The sequence below is a fragment of the Phaeodactylibacter luteus genome (assembly GCF_007993045.1).
In the GTDB taxonomy this organism is placed as follows: Bacteria; Bacteroidota; Bacteroidia; order Chitinophagales; family Saprospiraceae; genus Phaeodactylibacter; species Phaeodactylibacter luteus.
Map to the genome: position 1 here is coordinate 1 of NZ_VOOR01000040.1, position 25,086 is coordinate 25,086.

Below are 25,086 nucleotides of genomic sequence, written 5' to 3' on the forward strand. Positions count from 1 at the left end.
CGGCCAGCTGCTTTCTGCGGGCTTGCGGGGGGGCATCAACTTAGGGGCATCCTTTCCTGCTTAGGCCGCGATACGGTCTGGCACAAGCCCCAATGCCATAGATTGCCAGTTATTTGATACTGGACGGCGGACTAGCGCTGCGGAGGGGTGGCAGCCCGGTAGGGCCGAGCGGATAGCGAGCCCCGCAGCATAGCGGCCCCTGCTGTTAGGCAGGGGAAGGCCCCACCTCAAAAGTCTGGATTGGAGAACTATAAATGCCAACCTGTTGTGCGCCCATAGGGTAAGGCGGCGTCCGCTCAAAAGGAGAAACCCGGGCAGGGGCTAACTTTTCCCTTTTTTCTTTTTCTTCTTCCGCCTCCTTTCGTCTTCTAGCCCTTCTATCTCCTGCAGGAGGTCATTGAGGGTGAGGCCAGATTCATCAGACAGCAAGCGGGTGTTTTCATAATCATCCTCGTCCAGCTTGATGACGGGTATGGGCTTGCCGATGTAGCCTTCTGCTTCCCGGAGCAGCTTTTCCTCTTGGGGGCTGCAAAAGCTGATGGCCTGCCCTCTGGCTTTCCCCCGGCCTGTACGGCCGACCCGGTGTACATAGTTCTCCGCTTGCTCAGGCAGGTCGTAGTTGACCACGCAGGATACCTCAGGGATATCGATGCCCCTGGCGCTGACATCCGTGGCGACCAATAATTTGACCGTGCCAGTTTTGAATGCGCTCAGCACTTGGCTGCGCTCCTGTTGTTCTTTGCCGCTGTGGATCGCCAAGGCGGTAATGCCTACCCTTTCCATGGCTTTGACAAGCCGTTCTGCCCGGACTTTGGTGCGCACAAAAGCGAGTATTTTATCTTCTGGGCGGCTATTGACGAGCCGCTCAAGGAAAAACCGCTTGTCGTCCATTTCCACCTCTGTGACGTAATGGTCTACATTGCGGGACACTGGGTCTTTGGGCGAGATCTGTATCCGTATAGCTTTCTGGTTGATCAGGGCGTAAGCCATTTTTTTGATGCGCAGGTTGATCGTGGCGGAAAAGAACAGGGTTTGCCGGTTGGCGGGCACTTTCCGGTGCAAATCGCTGATGTCTTGTATGAACCCGAGGTCGAGCATGTGGTCGGCTTCATCCAATACCAGCGTCTGCACGCGGTCTACCCGCAAATGCCCCTGGCTGATGAGGTCGAACATCCGCCCTGGGGTGGCTACAAGCACATCGATGCCCTTGTTGAGGGCTGCAATTTGAGGGTCCTGATCAACGCCTCCGATCAGGGGGAGCACCCTGACTGTAGTGTGCTGCCCCAAAGTGGTGAAGACGTCGGCCACCTGAAGCGCCAGTTCATGTGTAGGGGTCAGGACTAGGCAGCGGACGCCGTCTTCCCGCCTGGCGCGCTGCTTGTACACTTGCAGCTGGTGCAAAATAGGTATGGCAAATGCGGCGGTCTTGCCAGTGCCGGTCTGTGCTACAGCCAGGATATCCTCGCCTTTCAGGATGTGGGGGATGGATTTGTACTGAATATCTGTAGGGCGTTTGAGCCCCATCTTTTCGATGCCTTTCTGTAATTCGGGGTGGAAATTGTAATCCTTAAACTTCATGCTTGTTGCCTTTTCTTGCGCCAGCTGTAAAGAAAAGCTTTTTCCGGCAAACGGTGGCCGATGGCCTTATAAGTAGGGGAGCCGTATGCCAAAATGCTGCTGGGCCAAGCCCAAAAATTGGGCTTGGCTTTCAACGGGCAGGCGGTTCTCTTTTTGCCCCGTTATCTCTTTGTAATACTTAGCCGTTAAGGTTTTCCGCCCTTCGGTGGTGGCTAGTGCGCAGACCGGCCCTTCAGCAAAGGGGGAAGTGGGGGCTTGGTAATGGTAGTTGGCCATAGCCTCAAAGTCCTGAATACGGCAGGGCGTACGCTTAAGCCGGAACAAGGTTCGCCAGCTGCCCTCTTGCTCCTGTTGTACAGCCCAGCAACCGGCCCCGGTATCCTCATCCAAACGGTAATGCTCCCCTTGCCAGCTGCCCTGCCCTCCAAAGGGGAGCACTGGCACGGTCCGGCTTCCAAAACCGGTATCGGCCAGCCAATCCTGCCCATCAATAGTGATGCCCAGCGCCATGTGGTCGCCCCAAGGCGGGTAGCTGCCATCAGCTTGCCGGGCAGCGGCGGAAAGGAAAATGGGCTGATAGCCCAGATAGCGGAGGGCAGCCGCGAACAGCAGGTTGAGCTCATAGCAAATACCGCCACGCTTTTGATGAAGCACGTGCTGCACGACAGCTTGCAGGTTGAGCTTAGGCCCTTTCCCAAAGTGGAGGTGAAGGCTTTCAAAGGGGATGCTCAAGGCCTGAGCGCGGTGCAGTGTGCTGACGGTTTTCACGCCTGTTCGCCCAGGAAAAGAGCTTAGCCCCAGACGCTCCAAATAGCGTTTGGCTTCTATTGCTGAAAGTACGGCTTCAGGCACCTTTCTCCCCCTTCTGATGGGCTTCGATCTTATCGGCCACTTGCAAGGCCCACACCATTTGTTTGCTGGAAGGGTGGCTGTTGTACAGGGCTTTTTTACGGGCCTGCATCAAGACCCCCCTCTCGTCGTAAGAGAGCAGCTTTTTGTGCCCGTCCTCAAGGGTGTAATCGATCATAGCCTGCCACTCGTCGGCAGAGTACATTTCAAAATCGGACTTCAGCACCTCGAGGTCTGTGGGGTCTGAAAGGTCATAATTTCTGGACATGGTGAATGCGCTTTTGCCGAGTCAATGAATAACGCCAAATTAAGGGCATTTTATGGACCTTGGCAATACCGGGCACGTTTTTATTCGCCGGATAGCGTCACCTTGCCGTTTTTCAGGGGGCGATCAGCAAGGGGGCGGCCTGATAGGGGCGGGGCCCGTGGACGGCCACCCAGTACTTGCCTGCCGGCAGCCCCGAAGGGAAGTTGGCTTCCAGCCTGCCCTTCAGGGCCTGCAAAGTGCCGGTCCAAACTGCCCTGCCATAGACATCCAGGAGCTTGGCTTCTACCGCTGCATTGAGCTGATTTGGCAGCTGTATGTGGAGTGTGCCTTCTGATAAGGGGTTGGGGTATAAGCGCGGTGCTGCCAGGCTGACGCTGTGGGTGTTGAGCAGCAGGCCTACGTAAAGGCTGTCAGCAGACCATTGGCAGCCTTCATCATCGGTTACCGTGAGCCCGTACCACCCTGTAAACAGGCTGTCAGCAAAAGGGCCGGTGGAGGAGAGCAGGCTGTCTGCATACCATTCGTAGGTATAGGGGGGCGTGCCGCCAGTTGGAGAAGCGGTGAGCGTGCCATATCTAAATTCCGTTTGGCTCACTGAATAAGGCATAGATTCAATCCCTACATCTATATTGGTCTCATTGGGCACCGTGATCTGTCCGGGCGCCTCACAGCCCAGCCCATCCGTCACCACGAAAGCATAGTCTGTCCCTTGCAAGCCCATGCGCACGGTATCGGTATTGCCATCCGCCCAAGTGACAGACAGGGGGGGCACTCCTTGCATGGGCATGACAGCCGCTGAGCCATCCGCGAAGGGTAGGCAGGAGGCGGGGGTGCTGTTGGCCTCAAAGGTGATTTCGGGGCTTTCTTCTACCTCTGCTGTCCCTTCCAGCCTGCAGCCGTCCCCATTTAGCAACAGGTAAGAATAGGTTCCTGCTTCAAGCCCGTTGCGCACAAAGCTTATACTGTTGTTTTCCCAAAGGATGACAAAAGGCGGCACGTCATTTATTGGGACCACTGTTAGGCTGCCCCTTGATTCCCCGCAGGTATCCAGAGCTGTTTGCACCTCGGCGGCAAGCGGTTCGGGCTCGCCGACCTCGAAAGGCCCAAAAGGGTAAACCATGCCGTCTCCGTCAGTGACTGTACAACTGTAGCTTCCGGCTGCTAGATCGGCAATGACTGGCCCAGACCCGCCATTGCTCCACGAAAAAGTGAACGGTGGCGCCCCCCCATCGAGTGTTAGGGCGACTGACCCGTCATCTTCCCCATGGCAGGAGGCGTTTTCCACTTCAGCCCCTACTTCAGGCGGGCCGGTCACTTCCGTGAAATTGTAGATCACCGAAGCGTCGTCATACCCGGGCAAAGGGGCGCCGTTGTTATTGGCCCAGCCAGGGAATTCGGCCACCGCCCCGTCAACACGGTAGGCTCGGATGAGGCCATCTCCCGGGGTGAAAAGGTGAAGGGTGAAAAAATCATTGGGCATCAGCCCTTCATCTATTCCGGCTGTAGCCGGGTCGTCCCCAAATATAGGCGGGTTGGCAAAGGATTGCCCTTGGAAAATGATGACTTCGGCTGCGCCCGCACATTGCCCATCCGGGTCAAAAGCAGCAATCCAGCTGCCAGCTTCCACCGGGGCTCCTTCCAGCTGTATCTGCCCGATGAACACCGCAGACTGATTGGAGGGGGTAAAGGTGAAGGCTGCGGGCTGGCACCAGCCTTGGGTGAAACAAAGCATCAGGGCGGCGAGCAGTATCAGGTGCAGTTGAGCAGTTGTTTTCATGGTCTAGGATATTGAGGGGCGCAAAAACTGCGCCCCTTGGTGTTTTAGTTTGGGTTTGAAACCTAGGCTCCGTAAAGCCTTGGTGCTACTGAAGGACGATCCGTTGCTGCAGCAGCAGTTGCCCTTCTGCCTGCAAGTAGACCGTGTAGAGCCCGGGCGGCATCCCCTTTGGTGCCCACGTATGCGAAGAGGCTCCTGCAGAGACGCCCACAGACCATACCCGCTGCCCATTGATGTTAATGATGTGTACCTGGCCGCTGCTCAGGTTTTGCGGCAGCTGCACCTCCAAAGTGACCTTTTCCCGGAAGGGGGTAGGGTAGGCCTTGAGCGCTGGCCCTTGCTCTGTAGGAGGGAAAGTCAAGTTGACTTGGCGTAGGAGCATATCTCCACGGAAGGTCAGGGTTTCCGCTGCCCGGCGGCCATTCCACTCAAAGAACAGCAGGTCTCCGGGAGAAGGCCCTTCTTTTGCTGTGGTCAGCGGGCTGTCGCCAAAAATGTGGATGGGGCGCATCAGCCCGTTTGGGCCAGCGGTAAGCTGCCCTACTTCACTGCCCGCAGCGTCTAAGATACGGATGGTCTGCCCGGCCAGGGCAGGCGCTTTGGCCCAGATGAATTCAAAGACATTGCTGCCATAAGCTCCTTGCTCCCGTGCATCTATCCCGTTGTTGAAGCCAGGTGCTGACAACCGCATCCAGTATCCACGGCTGTTGCGCATGTCGTTCATCGTATTGAGAAACGGCTGTTGGCTGGGGTCGTAGAAGATGGGCGTGGGGTCAAATCCAGAAGCCACTTCAAGCGTATTGTTGCTCAGCCAGGTGTCCAGATAAGCAGTTGTAGGCAGGCTGCCCTGTGGGATGAAAGCCATAAGGTTCCACCCGGCGTCCATGCTTTTGTAATAATCAGCAGGGATGGGCAGCCCTGGTATGCGCAGGGTATCTGTGCCGGTTACCCTCACCCAGTAGCCGAAACCTCTTTCCCAATGTGAGAGGGTGCTGAGGAAAGGGTTGATAGGGTCGTAAAAATTGGGGGTCACGTCAAAACCGGTCACTGTTTCGAGGTTGCCGGGCAAGAGCCCTGACATAATGCTGGCCACGCTACTGTCGGCGGGGACTACATCGGTGGAAACCAAGTTCCAGCCTGGCCGAAGAGGGATGATGTCCATTGCGGTCAGCTCAAAATTGTAAATGGCAGCCGGGTTGTTGTAGGCAGGCATCGGTGCACCGTTGTTGTCTGTCCAATCGTGGAAAAGGGTAGCAGCCCCGGTGAAGGGGTAGTCGAGCACCCGGTTGTCGGATTGGTCCCAAAGGTGCAGGGTAAAGGCTTCGCCGGGGTTGATGCCCTCATCTACGCCCGGGGTGCTGTTGTCGTCTCCATAAATGACCAAGCTGATGTAAGCGATGCCCCCATTGATGATGACTTGGTTGCTGCCTGCCAGGTTGCCTGCTTCGTCAAACGCGGCTACCCAGTCTCCTGCCCCTGCGGGCAGGCCGGCAATCTGCGCCTGGCCGAAAAATACACCAGATTTATTGGATACGGTGGGCTCGCCCCACGGCGGGCCTGCACTGCCGGGCTGCCCTTCCTGCGTGATGTTCGCTACGGCCTGAGCGCCCGCAATTTCGAAGGTGACGGTCCCAAACCGTGGTGAGGAGGAAGGGTTGTCCGAGCTGGCGGAAATGGAGAGGTTTTGGCTTCCGAAGCCATTGGGCGCGACATTAATCCAGCTTGCGGAAGGTGTGGCCGTCCACGCGGCCGCAAGGGGCATGCTCAGGTTGCCATTGGCCGCAGAGCCGGCGGTCCAGCCCAGGGTAATGGAGCTGGGCGAAAAGCTGATGCTGTTGGCCACGGGCGCTGCTTGGGAGACGTTGACCTGCCGGCTCAGCCCACAGCCGGTCAGGGTGATGACTGTGCTCCGGGAGGATGGGCCAGGGTTGGAGGAGGCCGTAAGCACGAGCTGAGCGTCTCCGCTACCGTTTTGTGGCGAAACGCTGAGCCAAGCTGGCACGGGCGGGCTCACTTGCCAGCTGTCGCAGTTGGTGCTCAAGTTGGCCGTAACGCTCCCGCCCGCTGAGGCAACCGATAAAGCAGCAGGCGAAATGTCCATCGTAATGGGGACAGGGGCTCCAGCTTGTTCCAGGTTGAGGGTCGCAACCTGCCCGCAGCCTTGAATGACAATCTGGCCATTCCGGGGCGATGAGCTGGTGTTTTCCTGGTAGGAAATAGACAAATTAGCACTGTTGCTGCCAGAAGAAGGGGCCACTGTGGCCCAGGGAGGGCTGCTGAGTACAGACCAGCTGCTGCAGTTGGTGCTCAGGAAGGCAAAAGCAGAGCTGCCGGTGAAATTGAGGCTCAAACTGCTCGGGGTAATGCTCAAAAAGCTGTTGGACGCTGCATTTTGGGTGAGGTTTAGGCTGGCCGTCTCACCACAGGCAGAAAAGGTGACCGTGCCACTGCGCGGGACGGTCATGGTGTTTTCAGCTGCTGTAAGCGAAATGGCAGCGCTGCCTTGGCCCGAGGTGGGCTGCACGCTGACCCAGGAAGGGGCATTGATCAGTTGCCAGGCACTGTTGCAGTTGGTGGTGAGGGCGGCGCTCTGCTGCCCGCCCTGCGATTGGAAAACAAGGGAGGCGGGGGACAGCGTCAGGAAAAAGTTGGGCTGGGCAACCTGTATGGGATAGTCCTCGACTTCTCCCAGATGCGTGCCACAGGCAGGAGGGGCTTCCCCTTTACTGACCGCTATGCGCAGGCGCGTTGCCCCTGCCACTGCCGAAGCTGGGACGGTGAACAAGCCCTGGTAGGCCAAGGTGTTGACCGGGCCACTGTCGAGCATCAGTTCAGCAGGTTCGTCAAAAACCTGGTTCTGATTCCAGTCGGCCCATATCCGCCAATAGACAGGCAGGGGGTCGCTCTCCGCCCCGGCAGTCAGGTTCAGGCTGATGGATTGGCCGGGGGTGAAGTTGTAGGCTGCATCATTGCTGAAATCAGCATAGCCATAGTTGTTGCCTGATATTTTAGACTGCCCGGCCAGGGTGGTGTTTTGAATGTACACCTCATCCGCTAATGCGCCCCCTCCTTCGTCTGCAGTGATCAAGAGGCTGAAGGGCTGCGCTCCGCCTTGTAGGGTGCCGTTGTGGAAAACCCTGATTTCATAGGTGCCAGATTGTGTGGCGGGGAGGAACACCTGCTCTACGTTGTCTACATCATTGGGCTGATTAGACTGTGCGGGCTGCCCTGGCACGGGTACGGTATAGGGGAAAAAGTCCTGCCCATTAAAGCTTACCCGCAGCTCCAGATCGTTGACAAGGGCTTTAGAGCAATTCCAAGCGCCAGATATGGGCGGAGCGCCACAAGGGGCCCCCTCGGGGTCGGTCCACACCAGGGTCGCCCTCAGCGGGCCGCCATTGGAGGTGATGCTTTGGCTGAAGCTGCCCCCGTTTTGCAGTACGGCCTCCTGCATTTCCTGCACAAGGGCTGGGTCGTTGCCCAAGATAAAATCAGCTGCTTTTTTGGTGTTCAGTACGCCCCAGCCAAACTGCATATCCGGTCCTGCCGCAGGGCCGGCCTCATCCGCTGTGTGTATGGCCAGCCCTTTGAGGGTGGCCGAGCGCATGAACTCCCCGGTTTCCCGTGCGTGCAGCTCTTGCAAGAGCAACAGGCTGCCGCTTACATTGGGGGCAGACATGGAGGTGCCGCTGTAAACGATATAGTCGGTATTGCTATCCGCACCGGAGGAGAATAGGTCGTGCCCATTGCCAACGATGTCGGGCTTGATGCGCCCATCATCGGCACCTCCCCAGCTGCTGAAAGTGGTCATGGCTACGTCAGCTGCATTGGTGTAGCCATTGGGCAGGTCACGGATAGCGCCAACAGTGAGGATGTTCTTAGCATTGCCACGGGAAGGTATGCAGTCATACCCATCAGCGCCTCCGTCATTTTCCCGGAAAGCGGTGCTCAGGGTCCAAGCCCCATTGATCCGAACATAGTAGGAGCCCGAGGGTGCAGTATCGTTTCGGTCATTGCCCGCCGATTTGACAATCAGGTAGTAGGGCGCATCGTAGGCAATGGCGTCCCAGTCACGGGCCTGCGTGCTGTAGTAGCCAAAATTATAGTCTTCTGTCAGGTCAGATCGCCCCCACCAGTAGGTACCTTCTTCTGGCCCCCAGTCGCCTTCAGCCCACCCGGTTAGAAAACCGTAGGAATGGTTGGAGACCAGCAGCCCGTTGTTCATGGCCTCGTCCACCATTTCTGCTGCATCAGAAGAAGAATCATAGGCTGCTAAAGCCGCCTGATTTGCCATGCCCCGGGCATTGGGGTTTACCCCGGTGGCAATCATGGTGCCGGCTACATGGGTAGCGTGGTCATCCACAGGGGCGGTAGGGTCCATGATGGAGATCCGGTTGCCGAATTCCTGATGGGAGGCCCGCGGTACTTCTCCCGCTTCCCAAATCCCGGCTTGCATATCAGCCCCATTGAGGTTGTAATTGCCTCCCCATACGAGGTTGGTAGAGGTAGAGGCTGCCGCTGCTTGATTTTGACGGGCAGAATAGAGCAATTGCCCGTCGTCGCCGATCGCGGTAATGGCCCAGCCTTCTCCACGGGTGCGCACTCCTTGCCTTTCCAGGCTGTCCAAGATTTTTTGCAGTTGCTGGTCTTGCTTTTGGAAAGCTGCCAGGTGCTCCTGCAGCCCTGTCTTGTTGGTAGCCGCTTTCACTTTTTCGTACGCCTGCTGAAAGCGCCCTTGGGGTTGTGCATAGCCGTTGAGCGGCAGCAGCGCAACAAGGAAAAGGATAGTGCAGACGGTGGATCTCAAATTATTTAGCATCATCATGTTTCGGGTGTTGGGGTTTAGTCAATGAGACGGATGTTGCGCAGGCCATAGCTTTCGCAGTAAGGGCTACAGCCAGTGGTCTGGAAATTGAGCACGGGAGAAGCCCCATCCCCGCAATCGGTCCTGATCCGGTATTCATAGGAGGTACAGGGGCTGAAGCCTGCCAGGGATGCGAGGTTGGAAGCGGCCTCAAAGCTGGCCCATTGGGCTGTGCCTGCAATCCGGATATCGAGGAAATAGAGGGAGGCGCCGTCCACTGCAGGCCAGGTGAAGTTGGCCCGCGTAGGCTGCAGCCCGGAATGGGCAGCTGAGCCAGGCGGATCACAGCTCGTGTTGGCTTGTTGGGTCACGGAAATAGCTACGGGGCTGGCCAGCCCATTGGGGTCGGTCAGGGCCACCGAAGTAAAGCGGGAAGTGCCCAAGGGGTTGGCGGTGTAGCTGAGGGTGACCGTAGCCGGGCCGCTGCCGCTCCCAGGAGATAGCCCGGTGATCCAGCCTACATTTTCGTTCAGCTGCCAATTGACGTTGGCACTGACTTGGAAGGTGGTGCTGCCGGCCTCAGGTGGCAATACGATATTCGTTGGGCTGGCAGAGAGCAAAGGGGTAGCCCCTTCCTGGAAAATTTGGACATTCCGGTTGATCCCGCTGCTGTTGACGACAATCGTTGCACTTCTGCCTTGGGGGGAGGGGTTGGGCTGGCAAATGATCTGACTGCTGCTGCCTGAGCCTGTGCCCGGGGAAGCGCTCAGCCAAGATTGGCTTCCAGCAGGGATGCTGATGCTCCAACTGTTATTTGCGGTGATGTTAATGCCCTGAGTGCCTCCTGTGGCCTGAAAAGTCAGGCTGTTTGGTGTGACGGTCAGCGTAGGGGCTGGGGCGGAAAGGTTGAGGGAATAGTCCTCTACATCGCTCCGGCCGTTGACCTGGCAGGGGGTAGGATAGCCTTCGGTGCTCATGGCGACGCGCATCCTGACCTGCCCGGTGAGGGCGGCAGCCGGCACGGTGAAATTGGCCGTGGTGGGGGCTGTGACGCCCGATGTTTTGGAGACGATCTGCTCCCCGGCGTCGTTGAAGTCGGCATCCCCGTTGAAGTCGGCCCAAACGCGCCAGTAAACGAGGTTGGCGGTAGCGTTGGTGGACTCGTCGGGGTCGAGGGTGATGGTGTAGGACTGGCCTTTCTGCAGGCTGGCAGACTGAGGGGTGAAGTCGGAATGCCCATATCCGTTGCCGGAAGGGTTGCTGAGGTTGGCCAGCGCGACCCTTTCGATCCAGTTGTCGAAGGAGTTGCCGTAGGCATAGCAGTGGTCGTCCCCGCAGCCGAGGGTAGGCACGGTCAGGGAGGAGCTCCAGGGGCCGGGCACGCCATCGCAGACGGACTGCACCTGCACTTCGTAGAAAGAGCAAGGGGTTTTATTGAGGGAAATGATCCCGGAGAAGTCGGTGAAGGTAGACCAGGAAGCGGTGCCCTGCTGCCGGAAGCGGACGTTGTAGCCCACCCCAGTTTCATTGTCCCAATTGACGACAAAATGGGAGTAGCCGTTGCTGGTCAGGGCAATGCCAGTGGGCGGGTTGCACGCTGGGGCGGAAAGGTTGAGGGAATAGTCCTCTACATCGCTCCGGCCGTTGACCTGGCAGGGGGTGGGGTAGCCTTCGGTGCTCATGGCGACGCGCATCCTGACCTGCCCGGTGAGGGCGGCAGCCGGCACGGTGAAATTGGCCGTGGTGGGGGCTGTGACGCCCGATGTTTTGGAGACGATCTGCTCCCCGGCGTCGTTGAAGTCGGCATCCCCGTTGAAGTCTGCCCAAACGCGCCAGTAAACGAGGTTGGCGGTAGCGTTGGTGGACTCGTCGGGGTCGAGGGTGATGGTGTAGGACTGGCCTTTCTGCAGGCTGGCCGCCTGAGGGGTGAAGTCGGAATGCCCATATCCGTTGCCGGAAGGGTTGCTGAGGTTGGCCAGCGCGACCCTTTCGATCCAGTTGTCGAAGGAGTTGCCGTAGGCATAGCAGTGGTCGTCCCCGCAGCCGAGGGTAGGCACGGTCAGGGAGGAGCTCCAGGGGCCGGGCACGCCATCGCAGACGGACTGCACCTGCACTTCGTAGAAAGAGCAAGGGGTTTTATTGAGGGAAATGATCCCGGAGAAGTCGGTGAAGGTAGACCAGGAAGCGGTGCCCTGCTGCCGGAAGCGGACGTTGTAGCCCACCCCAGTTTCATTGTCCCAATTGACGACAAAATGGGAGTAGCCGTTGCTGGTCAGGGCAATGCCAGTGGGCGGGTTGCACGCTGGGGCGGAAAGGTTGAGGGAATAGTCCTCTACATCGCTCCGGCCGTTGACCTGGCAGGGGGTGGGGTAGCCTTCGGTGCTCATGGCGACGCGCATCCTGACCTGCCCGGTGAGGGCGGCAGCCGGCACGGTGAAATTGGCCGTGGTGGGGGCTGTGACGCCCGATGTTTTGGAGACGATCTGCTCCCCGGCGTCGTTGAAGTCGGCATCCCCGTTGAAGTCGGCCCAAACGCGCCAGTACACGAGGTTGGCGGTAGCGTTGGTGGACTCGTCGGGGTCGAGGGTGATGGTGTAGGACTGGCCTTTCTGCAGGCTGGCCGCCTGAGGGGTGAAGTCGGAATGCCCATATCCGTTGCCGGAAGGGTTGCTGAGGTTGGCCAGCGCGACCCTTTCGATCCAGTTGTCGAAGGAGTTGCCGTAGGCATAGCAGTGGTCGTCCCCGCAGCCGAGGGTGGGCACGGTCAGCGAGGAGCTCCAAGGGCCGGGCACGCCATCGCAGACGGACTGCACCTGCCATTCGTAAGTGGTACAGGGCAGTTTATTCAAAGATGTATGGCCAGAGAAGCCCTCCAAAAATATCCAATCAGTATCTCCCAGCCTGCGGTATCTGACGTTGTAGTCCACTCCGGATACATTATCCCAGTTTATCTGGAAATGGGAGTAGCCTTGAGAAGTGATTTCAATGCCGGTAGCAGGAGGGCAGAAGCCAGGAGTTGTAAAGGTCTCCGATTGCGACCACTCGCTCCAGGTGCTGCCGCAGCGGACCGCCACTACGTACTCATAAGTCTGGCCGGGGGCAAGGTTGCTGATGGTAGCCGAATTGGTGGGAGTGCCATCGATGTTGACCCAAGTGCCGCCGACTGGGCGGTAGGCCCAGTCATAGAAGTCTACGTTGGGCGTAGTGCAGTTAAGCCGTGCAGAGGAGGAGGTAATGTTGCTGGCAAATATTTGGGAAAGGGTAGGGGGAGAGCAGCTCTCTCCAAGGTATCCCTCCAAGGCATTCTCCAAGTTGGGCAATGGGCCGATTTTTTGGGAAGCCGGATATTGGCCGCTTTGCTGTGGCAGGCCAGTCGAAACCAAGAGCCCCCGGAGCTGAAGGGGGTCCAATGGCCCGCCGTTTTGTTCAATTTGGATGGCCTGTACCAAAGCTGCTGCGCCTAAAACGATAGGGGAAGCGGAAGAGGTGCCGCCAAAAGAACTGGTATAATAATAATTCGGGCCTTCGTTATCGTAGGCATCTCCATCGCCAGTTGTCCAAACGTTCTCTCCAAAGCCCTGTAGGTTGACACGGCTGCCATAGTTGCTGAACCATAGACGGCTCCTTGCCGTTTGAGACCCGGTGGGTGCAGAGGCGCCGGCGCCTACAATGATCGCTCCGGAATCATTGGCATTAGAAAAGGGGTAATGGTTGTTGTTGCCACTCTGATTAGCGTTGGCGTCAAGGTTTTGGCTCCCATTCCCAGCCGCCTCCACTACGTTTCGCCCATTGCCGACCGCCAGCACGATGGCATCATAATAGGGTTGTATGTATTCTACTGCTACGAGCCCGGTTTGACCAGATCCAGTTTGGTTTGGGCCTGCTACCTGCTGCTCAATCAGCAGAAAGTCACCAACAGAGGTGACCTGCAGCGATTGGAGGACAGAATTGGCGATATCGTACTGCCCAGCGCTGTTGTGCGCCCCGGCGAAGTAAAGGCTGGCCTGTGGCACAATGCCCGTTATCCCAAAGCTGTTCTCTCGCCCCCCTAGTATGCCAAGAACGGCCGTGCCATGGTCGTTGCCAAAACCATTAAAAAAGGAAGTCCCTCCCACTATGGATACGTTGGGGAGGTCGAAGTGGTTTGCGTTAAAGCTGTATTCAATGTCCACAATCCTAAGCCCCTGCCCTTTTTCTCCAAAGTTGGCATATACCCAATCGGCGCCAATGCCATGTGCTGCTGTCAGGTAGGTCTGATTGGGCACAAAGTTGCCGGGGGGCAAAGGAGGGGCAACGGCCTCGGGGAGGCGCCCGGCATAGGTGATGGCTGGGATTTGCCTAGACCGTTCAAGGGCTTCTTCTATGCTGAACCCCGGGCGGATCGTCAGGTAGAAATAGGTGTTGAAATCCGCAACCTTCTTAGGGGCCAGCGTTTTGGAGGCTTGCGTTTTTTGGTCCCAAAAAGATTGGGCAGTGCTTTGGTACTCCAAGAGCGTTTCCCTGTTGATCCCTTGGATGTAAGGGCTGAAATGCCCTATTTCAGCCAGCTGGTAAAAGCCTGTTGTATCCGAGGCTACCGTTAGGAATTGCAGCTGTCCGTTTTCGGCTTCTGCTACAGTGCCTTCTGCCCATTTGATGCAGATCGCCTGGCTGGGCGCATCAGCGCCCGGGGCAGGCAAGGTTTGGGCAGTTAGCCCTGAAAAGCAGTAAAGGCAAAAGAGTAGGATTGTTTTTTTCATAGGGTCTAGTTTTTAGCATCCAGAGGCTGCTGTTCATTCCGTAGCGGCTTTTGCGGGCAGCCACTATGTACTCACCAAGGGTTAAGGTAAGCAAGCTGAGCAGTAGCGGCTAAGACATTTTTGGGTGTTTATAAGCGTTCATTTGAAAGTGAATGCCTTTTTTAGTAATTGGTTTACAGTATTTTAGGTCCATTTTGTTGTAATGCTGGAATTGGGCTTTCCCTTTGTTTTGCAGTCAGGGCTTGGGCAGGGGGGCAGCCTGTGCACTGTTGGGGTTTGGACTTTTAGTACAATGCAGCCCCACCCTTACCGTGCTCACAGTAAGGCTCCGCAGGCGGGCGGTGGCCCAAAGGGGGTACGTAACGCTCAGTCCACAAGCGGTGTCAGCCTGCTGAGGCTTTGGCACTCCGATGGCAGCGGCCTAGCGCTGCGAAGGGGTAGCAGCCCGTCAGGGCCGAGCGGACAGCGAGCCCCGCAGCATAGCGGCACCTGCCTTCAGGCAGGTGCAGGCTCCACCCCTTGGTGCAGGAGAAGCTCCAAAAAAGTGACAATTTTGTTTTGCGCCCATAAATCAGGCAAATAGGGATTATGGGATCCGGATGGATGTACGAGGAGCAGTGCTAAGACTGGAAAAATACCGTAACGCTTGATAAATATACATTTTTTTGGCCTAAAAACAAGGGCCGGCGGGCAAAAATCCTGGAAGTGTGCCCAAACGGAATGCCAACACGATGTTCAGAATTAACCTAACTTCTCCTATGCAAATATCTTCATTTGTATATATTTGGGGCGGACGGGGCACAGCGCCCCTGCCATTTTAGTTGGCTACAGAGTATGATGGATATATTGGTAATTGGGACTGATGACGCCATCCGCACGCAAATAGCAGCGGGGTATTTGGCATACTATGCACAGGAGCGCCTGAGGGTAGAAACCGCGGGCATCAGCCCGGCCCTGCCCGAGCCTGAGGTGGTAAGAGCTATGCAATCGGACTTTATTGATGTCAGCCAGAATCTGCCCCGTGCAGTCACGGATTATGCCGGGCAGCACTTTGACTATGTCCTGACGGTAGCCGAGGTCCTTCCTGCCGATTACCTTTCGGGCATTACCTACAACCATTTGGTACATTTTTCCTTTCCGGTATGGCAGACCGGAGGCAGCCCGGAGCAGCTCAGCCGGCTGCAGGAGGCCATCAAGCGTGAAGTCTTGTTGTTCCTTGGGAGCTTGCCCTAGTGCCTTAAGTCATAAATCTCTGATACTTAAGTTGAAGTTGTTTTCCGGCTAATCAAGGCGAAGGTTCGCGACTTTAGCCCGAGCTAAAGGAGCGGTTCTTTAACGAAAAGTAGGCGGAAAAGAACGAAACTTGGGGAGTCAAGGATTTATGGCTTGAGGCACTAGCCGCACTTTCGTCGGGCGAGAACCATAACTCCTCTAAAGGGTTTTTATTTGTGGTTGGCGTTTTGCAAATTGCGCCTGCTTTCAAAATGGCTGCCTTTTGTACTGGCCAGCCTTAAATCCCTTTCCAAAAAATATAATGAATATGACTCTAGCCAGAAAAATCGCCTTGCTGCTTGCCTTTGCTGTAGGAGTGCCTTCCTTGTTTGCTCAAGAGCGGGGGATCGAGTTCGAGACCATGAAGCTGGACAACGGCCTCGAGGTCATCTTGCATCAGGACAAAAGCACCCCCATTGTGGCCCTTGCGGTAATGTACCACGTGGGCTCGAAGAATGAGAACCCGGACCGTACAGGCTTTGCCCACTTTTTCGAGCACCTGCTTTTCGAAGGCTCAGAAAACATCGAGCGCGGGCAGTTCGACAAGTACATCCAAAACGCCGGGGGCACCCTTAATGCTTATACTTCTTCTGATGTTACCTGCTACTTTGAAATACTGCCCTCCAATCAGCTGGAGCTCGGGCTTTGGCTGGAGTCGGAGCGCATGCTCCATGCCAAAGTGGACCAAAAAGGGGTGGAGACCCAAAGGGAGGTCGTCAAAGAAGAAATGCGGCAGCGATATGATAATCAGCCCTACGGCACCTTCCTGCTCGAAGTGCTGGACCGCGCCTACACCAAGCACCCTTATCAGTGGCCGACCATTGGCTCTATGGACCACCTCAATGCCGCTACTGAGGCCGACTACATCAACTTTTACAAAGATTTCTATGTGCCCAACAACGCGGTCTTGGTCATTGCAGGCGATATCGAGCCCAAGCAGGCCAAAGCATGGGTGGAGCAGTATTTCAGCTCGATACCAGCTAAGCAGGGCAAGATCTACCGGCCAGAGGTAGAGGAGCCTGCCATGAAAAAGGAAGTGCGGGATACCATATTCGACCAGGTGCAGCTGCCGGCTGTCTTCCATGCTTACCGCATCCCTTCAGTGCAGGACAAAGACATCTACGCCATCAAAATGCTCAACAAGCTCCTTTCTGAAGGGGAAAGCTCCCGCATGCGCAAAGCCCTTGTGGACGAGCAGCAGAAAGCACTGACCGTATTCAATTATGCTATGGAAATGGAGGACCCCGGCCTGGCCATCACTTTCGCCATCACTAGCGCGGGGGTAGATGCCAAAGACTTGGAAGAGGCTATGGACGCGGAGGTGGAACGGGTGCGCGACGAGCTGATCTCTGAAGCGGAGTACAGCAAGCTGCTCAACCAGGTGGAGTCCGACTTTTTTACCGACAACGCTACCATGTTCGGTATCGCCAACAACCTGGCGACCTACCATACCCTTCAGGGCGATGCCAACCTGATCAATACAGAACTGGAGAAGTATCAGGCGGTCACCCGCGAAGACATCAAGCGCGTGGCCAACAAGTATTTTCAGCCCAGCAACCGCGTTGCCCTGTATTATCTGCCTGAGCCGGCTAAGCCATAGCCGGTACTACTACGGGCAAAACCTGATTTAAAGACCAAATTCAACACTGAAAGATGAATTTCAAACCCACTATATTTACTTTCTTTGCGCTGCTGCTCGCAACCGGCTGGGCAGCTGCCCAAAACGATGATTTCCGTAAAAACCCGCCAAAGGCTGGCCCTGCACCCCGCATACAGATGGGCGAGTACGAGCAATTCTCCTTAGATAATGGGCTGCAGGTCATCGTTGTGGAAAACCACAAGCTGCCGAAAGTGACGTTCCAGTTGCTGGTAGACGTACCGCCGGCCACGTACGGGGAAAAAGCTGGTGTGCCCGACCTTGCCGGCGACCTGCTGAGCAGGGGTACCGCCAGCCGGTCCAAAGCCGAAATCGATCAGGCCGTGGATTTTATCGGGGCGAGCTTGTACTCCACCTCGACGGGGGTCTACGCCAGCAGCCTGAGCAAGCACAAAGCAACCCTGCTCGAGCTCATGGCCGATGTCGCCCTCAACCCTGCTTTCCCGGAAGAGGAGTTCGAAAAGGTGCTGCAGCAGCAAATCTCTGGCTTGCAGTATCAGGCCTCCGACCCTGCCACCATCTCTTCCAATGTCTCTCAGGTGCTCCGCAATGGCTCAGCCCATCCTTACGGTGAGCTGACTACAGAAGAAACGCTCGGCAACATCAAGCTGGCAGATTGCAAAGCTTACTACGAGGCTAATTTTAAGCCCAATATCAGCTACCTCGCGTTTATTGGGGACATCACGGCGGAAGAGGCCCGCGAGCTGGCAGAGCAATACTTCGGCAAATGGGAGAAAGGGGCGATAGCCAAAAAGTTCTTCCCACGGCCCGACATGCCCGAGGAGGCACAAGTCGCTTTCGTGAACAAAGACGGGGCGACCCAATCTGTCCTCAACATCACCTATCCGGTCAACCTGAAGCCGGGCGCTCAGGATGCCATCGTGGCCAACGTCCTCAATACCTTGCTTGGGGGCGGTGTGCTCTCCAGCCGCCTCAACCAGAACATCCGGGAGGATAAAGGGTATTCCTATGGGGTGCGCTCTACACTGAGCTATGACAAATTGATCGGCTATTTTGCCGCCGGCGGCAACGTCCGCAATGAGGTGACCGACAGCGCCGTCGTCGAAATGCTGAAAGAAATGGAGCTGCTGCGCAATGAGCTGGTGACCGAAAAAGAACTGCAGGGCGTGAAAAACTTTATCTTCGGCAGCTTCGCCCGGAGCACAGAGCGCCCGGAAACTGCTGCACGGTTCGCCCTCAATACCGCCCGCTACAAATTGCCAAAGGACTACTATGCCACCTATCTCGAAAAAGTGGCTGCTGTGACCCGGGAAGACCTGCGCGAAGCAGCCCGCAAATTCCTCCGCCCCGATCAGGCGTACATCGTGGTCGTCGGCAATATGGATGAAACCGCTGAAGCCTTGCAGCGCGTCGCTCCCGTGGTGTTCTACGATAAAGAGGGGCAGGAAAAGAAAGCCGCTCAGGCGGCTATCCCGGAGGGGCTTACCGGTATGGATGTCATCAACAGCTATCTGGAAGCCCTTGGCGGTAAGGACGCTTTGGCTAAAGTTGAGGATGTCACCATTTCCATGTCAGCTACGGTACAGGGCATGCAGCTTTCGATTGAGACCAAGCAGGCTGCATCTGGCAAAATGGCCATGGCAGTGAAAATGAACGGCAACGTGATGAACGAAACCCGCTTTGATGGAGAGAAGGGCATGGTAAGCGCTATGGGGCAGAAGCAAATCCTAGAAGGGGAGGAAGCTGAGGCCATGAAGGCCCGGGCGAGTATTTTCCCAGAGCTGAACTACTCTGCCAAAGACCATAAAATTGACCTCACTGGCGTAGAAGAGATCAACGGGGAGCAAGCCTATAAACTGCAGATCACGCTGCCATCTGGCGATGTGGTCACTGAGTATTACGCCGTAGCGTCTGGGCTGAAACTTCGCCAAGTCACTAAACAGGAAGGGCCCACGGGGGAAATCTCCGTAACGAATGAGTTTGCGGATTATCAGGCCGTGGATGGGGTGATGTTCCCCTTTGAGAACAAATCGGAGGGCATGGCGCCTTTCCCCATTACCATGAAGGTAGAATCCGTAGCCGTCAACTCTGGGCTATCGGATGATACGTTCAAGGTAGAGGAATAAGGCCAATGCCTCAGTACAGGCTGAATTGGGAGGGGCCTGCCCCTGCCTAATGGCAGGTGCCGCTATGCTACGGGGCTCGCTATCCGCTCGGCCCTGACGGGCTCTTACACCCCTTCGCAGCGCTAGGCCGTTGCCAGCCCAAAGCCCCGGAAGGCTAAGCGCCTGCGATATATTGGTTTCGCCCATCACAGGAGCGCCCCGGTACCTCTTCAATGGTGCCGGGGCGCTTTGCTTTGCCATGAACCTTGCGCACCTTGCCTTGTTTCACCCCCAAACCAAAATCGACTACCGCTATGGCAAAACCGGCCCACACCCTGAGGCTCATCCTGGGCGATCAGCTCAACCTCCAGCATTCTTGGTTTCAGGAAGTGGATGAGGGGGTGTGCTACGTTATGGCAGAGCTCCATTCTGAAACGGGCTACGTCCGGCATCATATCCAAAAAATCGTGGGCTTTTTCCTGGCCATGCGGCACTTCGCTGCTGAGCTGGAAAAGCAGGGGCACCGGGTCATTTATTTCAAGCTGGGTGAGAGCGGGGCGGATGATTTCACGGGGCTGATAAAGCACATGGTGGCTGAGCTGAAGCCCCAACGTTTCGAGTATTTGCTCCCCGATGAATACCGCCTCGATCAGGCATTGGCCGCTCTCGATGGGGAGTTGGGCATCCCTGTAGCGGCTGCCGATACCGAGCACTTCCTGTCTCCAAGGGATGGGGTCGCCCGTTTTTTCAAAGGCAAAAAAACGTACCTCCTGGAAAGCTTCTACCGGGATATGCGCAAGCAATATGGCATCCTGATGGAGGAAGACGGGGTGTCCCCGCTCACCGGGCAATGGAACTACGACCAGGACAACCGCAAAAAGCTGCCCCAAAAGCAGGACATCCCCAAGCCGCTCCACTTCCGGCGAGATGTGTCGGATATCGTAAACCTGATCCGGGAAGCAGGGGTGGAGACCATCGGGCATATCGACCTGGAGTACTTTTACTGGCCCGTGACCCGCGAAGAGTGCCTGGAGCTGCTCGCGCATTTTGCCCGCATCCAGCTCCACCTGTTTGGCACCTATCAAGATGCCATGACGGACCGGGGCTACCTCTTGTTCCATTCCAAGCTTTCCTTTGCGATGAACACAAAAATCCTGCATCCCTTGGAGGTGGTCAACACTTGTGTGTCCTATTGGGAGGGGCATCAGGACAAAGTGGGCATTTCGCAGATAGAAGGTTTTGTACGGCAGATCATCGGATGGAGGGAGTATATGCGCGGCATTTATTGGGCCAAGATGCCGGAGTTTGCCGGGCTGAACTATTTTGAGCACCATGCCCCACTGCCGGATTGGTATTGGACGGGCGACACCAAAATGAAGTGCCTGAGCACAGCCATCGGGCAATCCCTTGACCACGCTTATGCCCACCACATTCAGCGCCTGATGGTAACCGGTAATTTTGCCCTGCTTTTGGGCGTAAGCCCCGATGAACTGGATGAATGGTACCTGGGCATCTACATGGATGCCATTGAGTGGGTGGAGATCACCAACACCAGAGGTATGAGCCAGTTTGCAGACGGGGGCATCGTCGGGACAAAGCCTTACGTTTCCAGTGCCAATTACATCCACAAAATGAGCGACCACTGCTCTAGCTGTGCTTACCACCACAAAGAGAAAACCGGGCACATGGCTTGCCCGTTCAACAGTCTGTACTGGGATTTTTACGACCGCCACGCCGGCCGCCTGGGCAAGAACCCCCGGATTGGCATGATGTACCGTGTATGGGAGAAAATGGATGCCGGCCAGAAGGAAGACATCCTTAAGCAAGCGGCGTATTACAAGGAAAACGCCAACCAGCTGTAATCAAAAAACAGGGCACTTGCGGTAAGAGCGTGTTGGGATTTTGGCCTTCTAGCCGAAAACCGGAGTTTAGCCAAGCCCCGCTTTTTATGCACAAAAGCGGGAAGGATTTTCGGGGCGAAGTATAAGCGAAAAAGTGTCCCGCTGTCTAGCGGGATAGACCGATTGCTAAAGTCCCAATAGGGCGTGAACCAAATTGTTGCGGGCGTTTACGCTTTCCGGGCTTTAGGCTGGCATTGGCTTAGTGCCTCAAGCCATAAATCCTTGCCACCCCAAGTTTCGTTATTTTCCGCCTACTCTTCGTTAAAGAACCGCTCCTTTAGCTCGGGCTAAAGTCGCGAACCTTCGCCTTGATTAGCCGGAAAATAACTTCAACTTAAGTATCAGAGATTTATGACTTAAAGCACTAGCGCTGCGAAGGGGTGGCCGAAGGCCAGACCCGAAGCCTGCAGGGCGAGGGGCCGAGCGGACAGCGAGCCCCGCAGCATAGCGGCACCTGCCCGTTGGCAGGGGCAGGGCCCATCCAGAAAAACGCCAATCTGGTTTGCGCCCTTCCAACACGCTCTAAAACACCCTCCCCGGGCATTATGGGCGAAGCCCGGGGAGAGCGCCTTTATTGCCCGTACGGGAGGATGCCCTCTGCCTCCTCTCCGGAAGCGGGGAAAAAGCTGACAGCGGCCCCTCCGCCCGGTGCAAGTTTGAGGTGGAGGGTAGTGCTGCGGTCAACAATCGCTTTAGAAATGCGGTAGGCGCCCGGGTTGTCGTCCCAGTGCGCATCCGCTCCGTCCTCATACAAATGGGCGACGTACTGTTGGCCTTCTGCCAGAAAGCTAAGGGGGGCTTCGAGTTCCCGCCCATCTTCATTGGTTATGCTGCCGAGGAACCAGCGCCCCGTACCCCTCTCCTCCCGCGCGATCGTGACATAAGCCCCGACCTCACCGTTCAGTGCCAGGCTCTGCTCCCAGTCTACCCCTACTTCTTCTATAAACTGAAAAGCGGGGTGCCCTTCGTAATGCTCCGGCAGGTCGGCCGCCATTTGTACCGGGCTATAGATGGCTACATAAAGGGCCAGCTGATGGGCGAGTGTGGTATTGACCTGGTTGTCGGGCTTGTACGGGTGCAGCTTGATATTAAAAATGCCCGGCGTATAGTCAATAGGGCCAGCCAGCATACGGGTGAAGGCGACTGTAGGCAAATGGCCAGGCGGGTTGCCCCCGTCGCTTGCCCATGCGTTGAACTCTTGCCCCCTCAGCCCTTCCCGTGAAATGGCATTGGGGAAGGTGCGCCTGAGCCCGGTCGCCTTGATGGGCTCGTGCGCATTGATGGCCACCTCATACTCCGCGGCGGTCTCCAGCACCTTGCGGTAGTGGTTCACCATCCACTGCCCGTGGTGGTATTCCCCCTTCGGGATGATTTTGCCCACGTAGCCTGTTTTTACTGCATGCACCCCTAGCTTTTGCATGAGCGCAAAGGCGGTATCCAGCTGTTGCTCGTACGTCCGCGGCGCAGCAGAGGTTTCGTGGTGCATAATAAGCTCCACGCCTTTTTCGCGCCCATAGCGGACGACCTCCTCCAGGTCATAGTCTTCATAGGGGGTGACGAAGTCGAAAACGCCCTCCCGGTCCTCGAAGCCGATCCAGCGTTCCCAGCCTGTGTTCCAGCCTTCTACGAGCAGTGCCCCAATGCCATGGCTAGCGGCAAAGTCAATATAGCGTTTGGCATTTTCCGTAGTCGCCCCGTGCCGTCCGCTTGCCAGGTCCCAAGAAGATTTATCGAGGTGCATCTCCCACCAGATCCCCATATACTTCGTCGGTTTGAACCAGCTGACATCACCAAGCTGATTAGGCTCGTTGAGATTGAGGATGAGGGTAGAGCCGATGAGGCCTGCCGCATCCGGGCTGACCTGCACGGTGCGCCAAGGGGTATGGAAAGGCAGGGTGCGCTTTACTTTGTAGGGGGTGCGCTCAGAGCCGACCAAGCTGCTCTGCAAGCTCAGCCCCTTGGTGTCCACGGCCAGTGTCATACCGGCATAATCGGTCAGATTGGCCTCGTGTATGCTGAGGTGGGTGCCAGCGGCGGTGCGCATAGTGACGGGGGTGTTCACGGCATTGGCCGGGATGTGGGTCTGCGCCAGGTTGGGGTGGCCCCTTTTGGATAGCGCATCGATGGCAGAGACCTTGCTCTCCGTGTAGAGGTGCTCGTAAATGTCCCAGTCTCCGGGTATCCACCAGCAGTCATGATCGCCGTTGAGGTTGAACTGCGTCAGCTCCTCCGCAATTTCGAAAGTGCTGATGCCTTCCTGCTCGGGGAACTCATACCGGAACCCCATCCCATCGTTGAACAGCCGGAAAACAGCCCGGAAGGCCCGATGTGGCGGGGGGGATTCCCGAAAGGAGACAGACAGCTCGTTGAATTGGTTGTCCACTGTGCGCCGTTCCCCCCAGGGCATTTCCCAGGTATCCGCTACGGAGCGCATTTGGGTGCCGGTGATGGCCAAGCCACGCTGCAGCAGTGGGCCATTGTACAAGGCGACCCCCAATGTAGAGGTATCAAGGAGGAGCTCTTCTCCATATTTCAGGGTGTACTGCGGCGCTCCGTCAGGGCTTAGGAAAACCTGAAGCGAAAGCAGCCCATCGGGCGATTGTTGTGCAGCACTTGTCATGTCCTCATCTGCATTGTTTTGGCAGCTGTGCAGCAAAAGGAGCAGGCCCAGCGCCCCAATGAGCAATTTGGTATATCTCATAATCATGGTTTTATGGCCGTAACGCTTCAACTTCTTCAATGCGCTTAGGGATGGCCGGCCCGAGTACCCGCTGCCCGTCTGCAGTGACCAGTATGTTGTCCTCTATGCGGATGCCGCCGAAGCCCAGGTAAGCATTAATTTTGTCGTAGTTCAAGAAAGGGGCATGCAGCCCATCGGCCTGCCATTTTTGGATCAGCTCTGGGATGAAGTAGATGCCAGGCTCTACCGTCATCACGTGCCCGGGCTGCAGGGCCCTGCCCATGCGCAAGGATTTGAGCCCAAACTGAGCGCTGCGCTCGAGCTCTCCCGCGTAGCCGACATGTTCTTCGCCCAGCCCTTCCATATCGTGCACGTCAAGCCCGATCATGTGCCCGAGCCCATGAGGGAAAAACAAGGCGTGGGCACCGGCTGCCACGGCCTCTTCGGTATCCCCTTTCATAAGCCCCAAAGCTTTGAGCCCTTCTGTGATGATGCGGGCGGCCTGCAGGTGGAGGTCCACAAAGCGGATACCGGGCTTCATGCCTGCAATACAGCTTTCCTCTGCATCCAAGACGATCTGGTAAACCTCTTTTTGCTGTTGCGAAAAAGCCTTGCTGACCGGGAAAGTCCGGGTAATATCGCTGGCGTAGTGGGTGTGTGGGGCGCTTGCGCCAAAATCGCCGAGCACCAGTTGCCCTTCCTGCAGGGGGGTGCCATGGTAATGGTTGTGGAGGGTCTGCCCGTTCACGGTGAGGATAGGCGGGTAAGCCAGGGCGCTCTCTGCTCCAAGGGCAATGCCTTCTACCATGCCGGCCAGTGCGGCTTCCTTCATGCCGGGGCGGGCCACTTGCATGGCACGGACGTGCAGCTCCCGGCTGATGGCGAGGGCTTTCTCCATTTCTTCTATTTCCTCGCCCCCCTTCACTGCGCGCTGGGCAACGACGGCTTTGATCAGGGGCAGGGAAGGGGAAAGGCTTTCTGCCGGCTGCCCCAGCCATGCGCTAAGCTGCAGCTTGGCTTCTCCACGGTAAGGAGGGAGGAAGTGTACGGCCTGCCCGGCTTTTTGCGCCTTTTGCAGGAAAGCTCCGGCCTCCCCAATCGGCAGGGTCTGTTCTGCACCGCATTGTGCAGCCCGCTCAGCCAAGCTGGGCTGAGGCCCCATCCAAACGATATGGTCTATGGTCATTTCCGGGCCAGCCAGCCAGGCTTGCCCGCTGCCGGCATCTATAATCCCGGTGTAGCCCGGGCGGTCGATGCCGAAATAATAGAGGAAGGAGCCGTCTTGCCGGAAGTGGTAGACATTATCAGCATAATTCATGGGGCTTTCCTCGTTGCCCGGGAAAAGCAGTAGCCCTTCGCCCATCGCTTCCATCAGTACTTTGCGGCGGGCCTGGTAAATATTCGGTCGGAACATAATAGTTGTTTTGTTTCAGGCCTGGGAAGATAGGGAAGAATCAGGAGTTTGCATAGATTGCCCGCTCAGCCCGTTGGGTTT

General features: G+C 56.7%; 12 protein-coding genes. 4 read left to right on the top strand and 8 right to left on the bottom strand.

Going from position 1 to position 25,086, the window contains the following annotated elements:
- Nucleotides 1–321 precede the first annotated feature (321 nt).
- The 6 genes from FRY97_RS16275 to FRY97_RS16300 all read right to left on the bottom strand — a co-directional run bounded on the left by FRY97_RS16275 (nucleotide 322) and on the right by FRY97_RS16300 (nucleotide 14,015).
- Entirely contained in the window at nucleotides 322–1,578 is a 1,257-nt protein-coding gene (locus tag FRY97_RS16275; protein ID WP_147168624.1) for a DEAD/DEAH box helicase, read from the bottom strand.
- Nucleotides 1,579–1,644: 66 nt separating this feature from the next.
- Nucleotides 1,645–2,346, bottom strand: a complete 702-nt coding sequence (locus FRY97_RS16280; RefSeq protein ID WP_170254691.1) for an arylamine N-acetyltransferase family protein — start codon at nucleotides 2,344–2,346, stop codon at nucleotides 1,645–1,647.
- 76 nt (nucleotides 2,347–2,422) lie between these two features.
- Nucleotides 2,423–2,695: a hypothetical protein gene (locus tag FRY97_RS16285; RefSeq protein ID WP_147168626.1), complete on the bottom strand. Its 273-nt coding sequence runs from the start codon at nucleotides 2,693–2,695 to the stop codon at nucleotides 2,423–2,425.
- A gap of 112 nt (nucleotides 2,696–2,807) precedes the next feature.
- Nucleotides 2,808–4,472 (bottom strand): hypothetical protein, encoded by a 1,665-nt coding sequence (locus tag FRY97_RS16290; protein ID WP_147168627.1) that lies wholly within the window; start codon nucleotides 4,470–4,472, stop codon nucleotides 2,808–2,810.
- A gap of 85 nt (nucleotides 4,473–4,557) precedes the next feature.
- On the bottom strand, nucleotides 4,558–9,297 hold the full coding sequence (locus FRY97_RS16295) for a BACON domain-containing protein (RefSeq protein ID WP_147168628.1): 4,740 nt from the start codon (nucleotides 9,295–9,297) through the stop codon (nucleotides 4,558–4,560).
- A 17-nt stretch (nucleotides 9,298–9,314) separates the two neighbouring features.
- Entirely contained in the window at nucleotides 9,315–14,015 is a 4,701-nt protein-coding gene (locus FRY97_RS16300; RefSeq protein ID WP_147168629.1) for a GEVED domain-containing protein, read from the bottom strand.
- Nucleotides 14,016–14,849: 834 nt separating this feature from the next.
- Here FRY97_RS16300 and FRY97_RS16305 point away from each other — a divergent pair.
- The 4 genes from FRY97_RS16305 to FRY97_RS16320 all read left to right on the top strand — a co-directional run bounded on the left by FRY97_RS16305 (nucleotide 14,850) and on the right by FRY97_RS16320 (nucleotide 20,872).
- Nucleotides 14,850–15,248: an arsenate reductase/protein-tyrosine-phosphatase family protein gene (locus tag FRY97_RS16305; RefSeq protein WP_147168630.1), complete on the top strand. Its 399-nt coding sequence runs from the start codon at nucleotides 14,850–14,852 to the stop codon at nucleotides 15,246–15,248.
- A 307-nt stretch (nucleotides 15,249–15,555) separates the two neighbouring features.
- Nucleotides 15,556–16,887, top strand: a complete 1,332-nt coding sequence (locus tag FRY97_RS16310; RefSeq protein ID WP_147168631.1) for a M16 family metallopeptidase — start codon at nucleotides 15,556–15,558, stop codon at nucleotides 16,885–16,887.
- A gap of 53 nt (nucleotides 16,888–16,940) precedes the next feature.
- Nucleotides 16,941–19,031, top strand: a complete 2,091-nt coding sequence (locus FRY97_RS16315) for a M16 family metallopeptidase (RefSeq protein ID WP_147168632.1) — start codon at nucleotides 16,941–16,943, stop codon at nucleotides 19,029–19,031.
- A 293-nt stretch (nucleotides 19,032–19,324) separates the two neighbouring features.
- Nucleotides 19,325–20,872, top strand: a complete 1,548-nt coding sequence (locus tag FRY97_RS16320; RefSeq protein ID WP_147168633.1) for a cryptochrome/photolyase family protein — start codon at nucleotides 19,325–19,327, stop codon at nucleotides 20,870–20,872.
- A gap of 610 nt (nucleotides 20,873–21,482) precedes the next feature.
- Here FRY97_RS16320 and FRY97_RS16325 read toward each other — a convergent pair.
- Entirely contained in the window at nucleotides 21,483–23,612 is a 2,130-nt protein-coding gene (locus FRY97_RS16325; RefSeq protein ID WP_246141779.1) for a glycoside hydrolase family 97 protein, read from the bottom strand.
- Between the two features lie 10 nt (nucleotides 23,613–23,622).
- Nucleotides 23,623–25,005 carry an aminopeptidase P family protein gene (locus FRY97_RS16330; RefSeq protein WP_147168634.1) on the bottom strand — a complete coding sequence of 461 codons (1,383 nt, stop codon included), beginning with the start codon at nucleotides 25,003–25,005 and terminating at the stop codon, nucleotides 23,623–23,625.
- Between the last annotated feature and the right edge of the window lie 81 nt (nucleotides 25,006–25,086).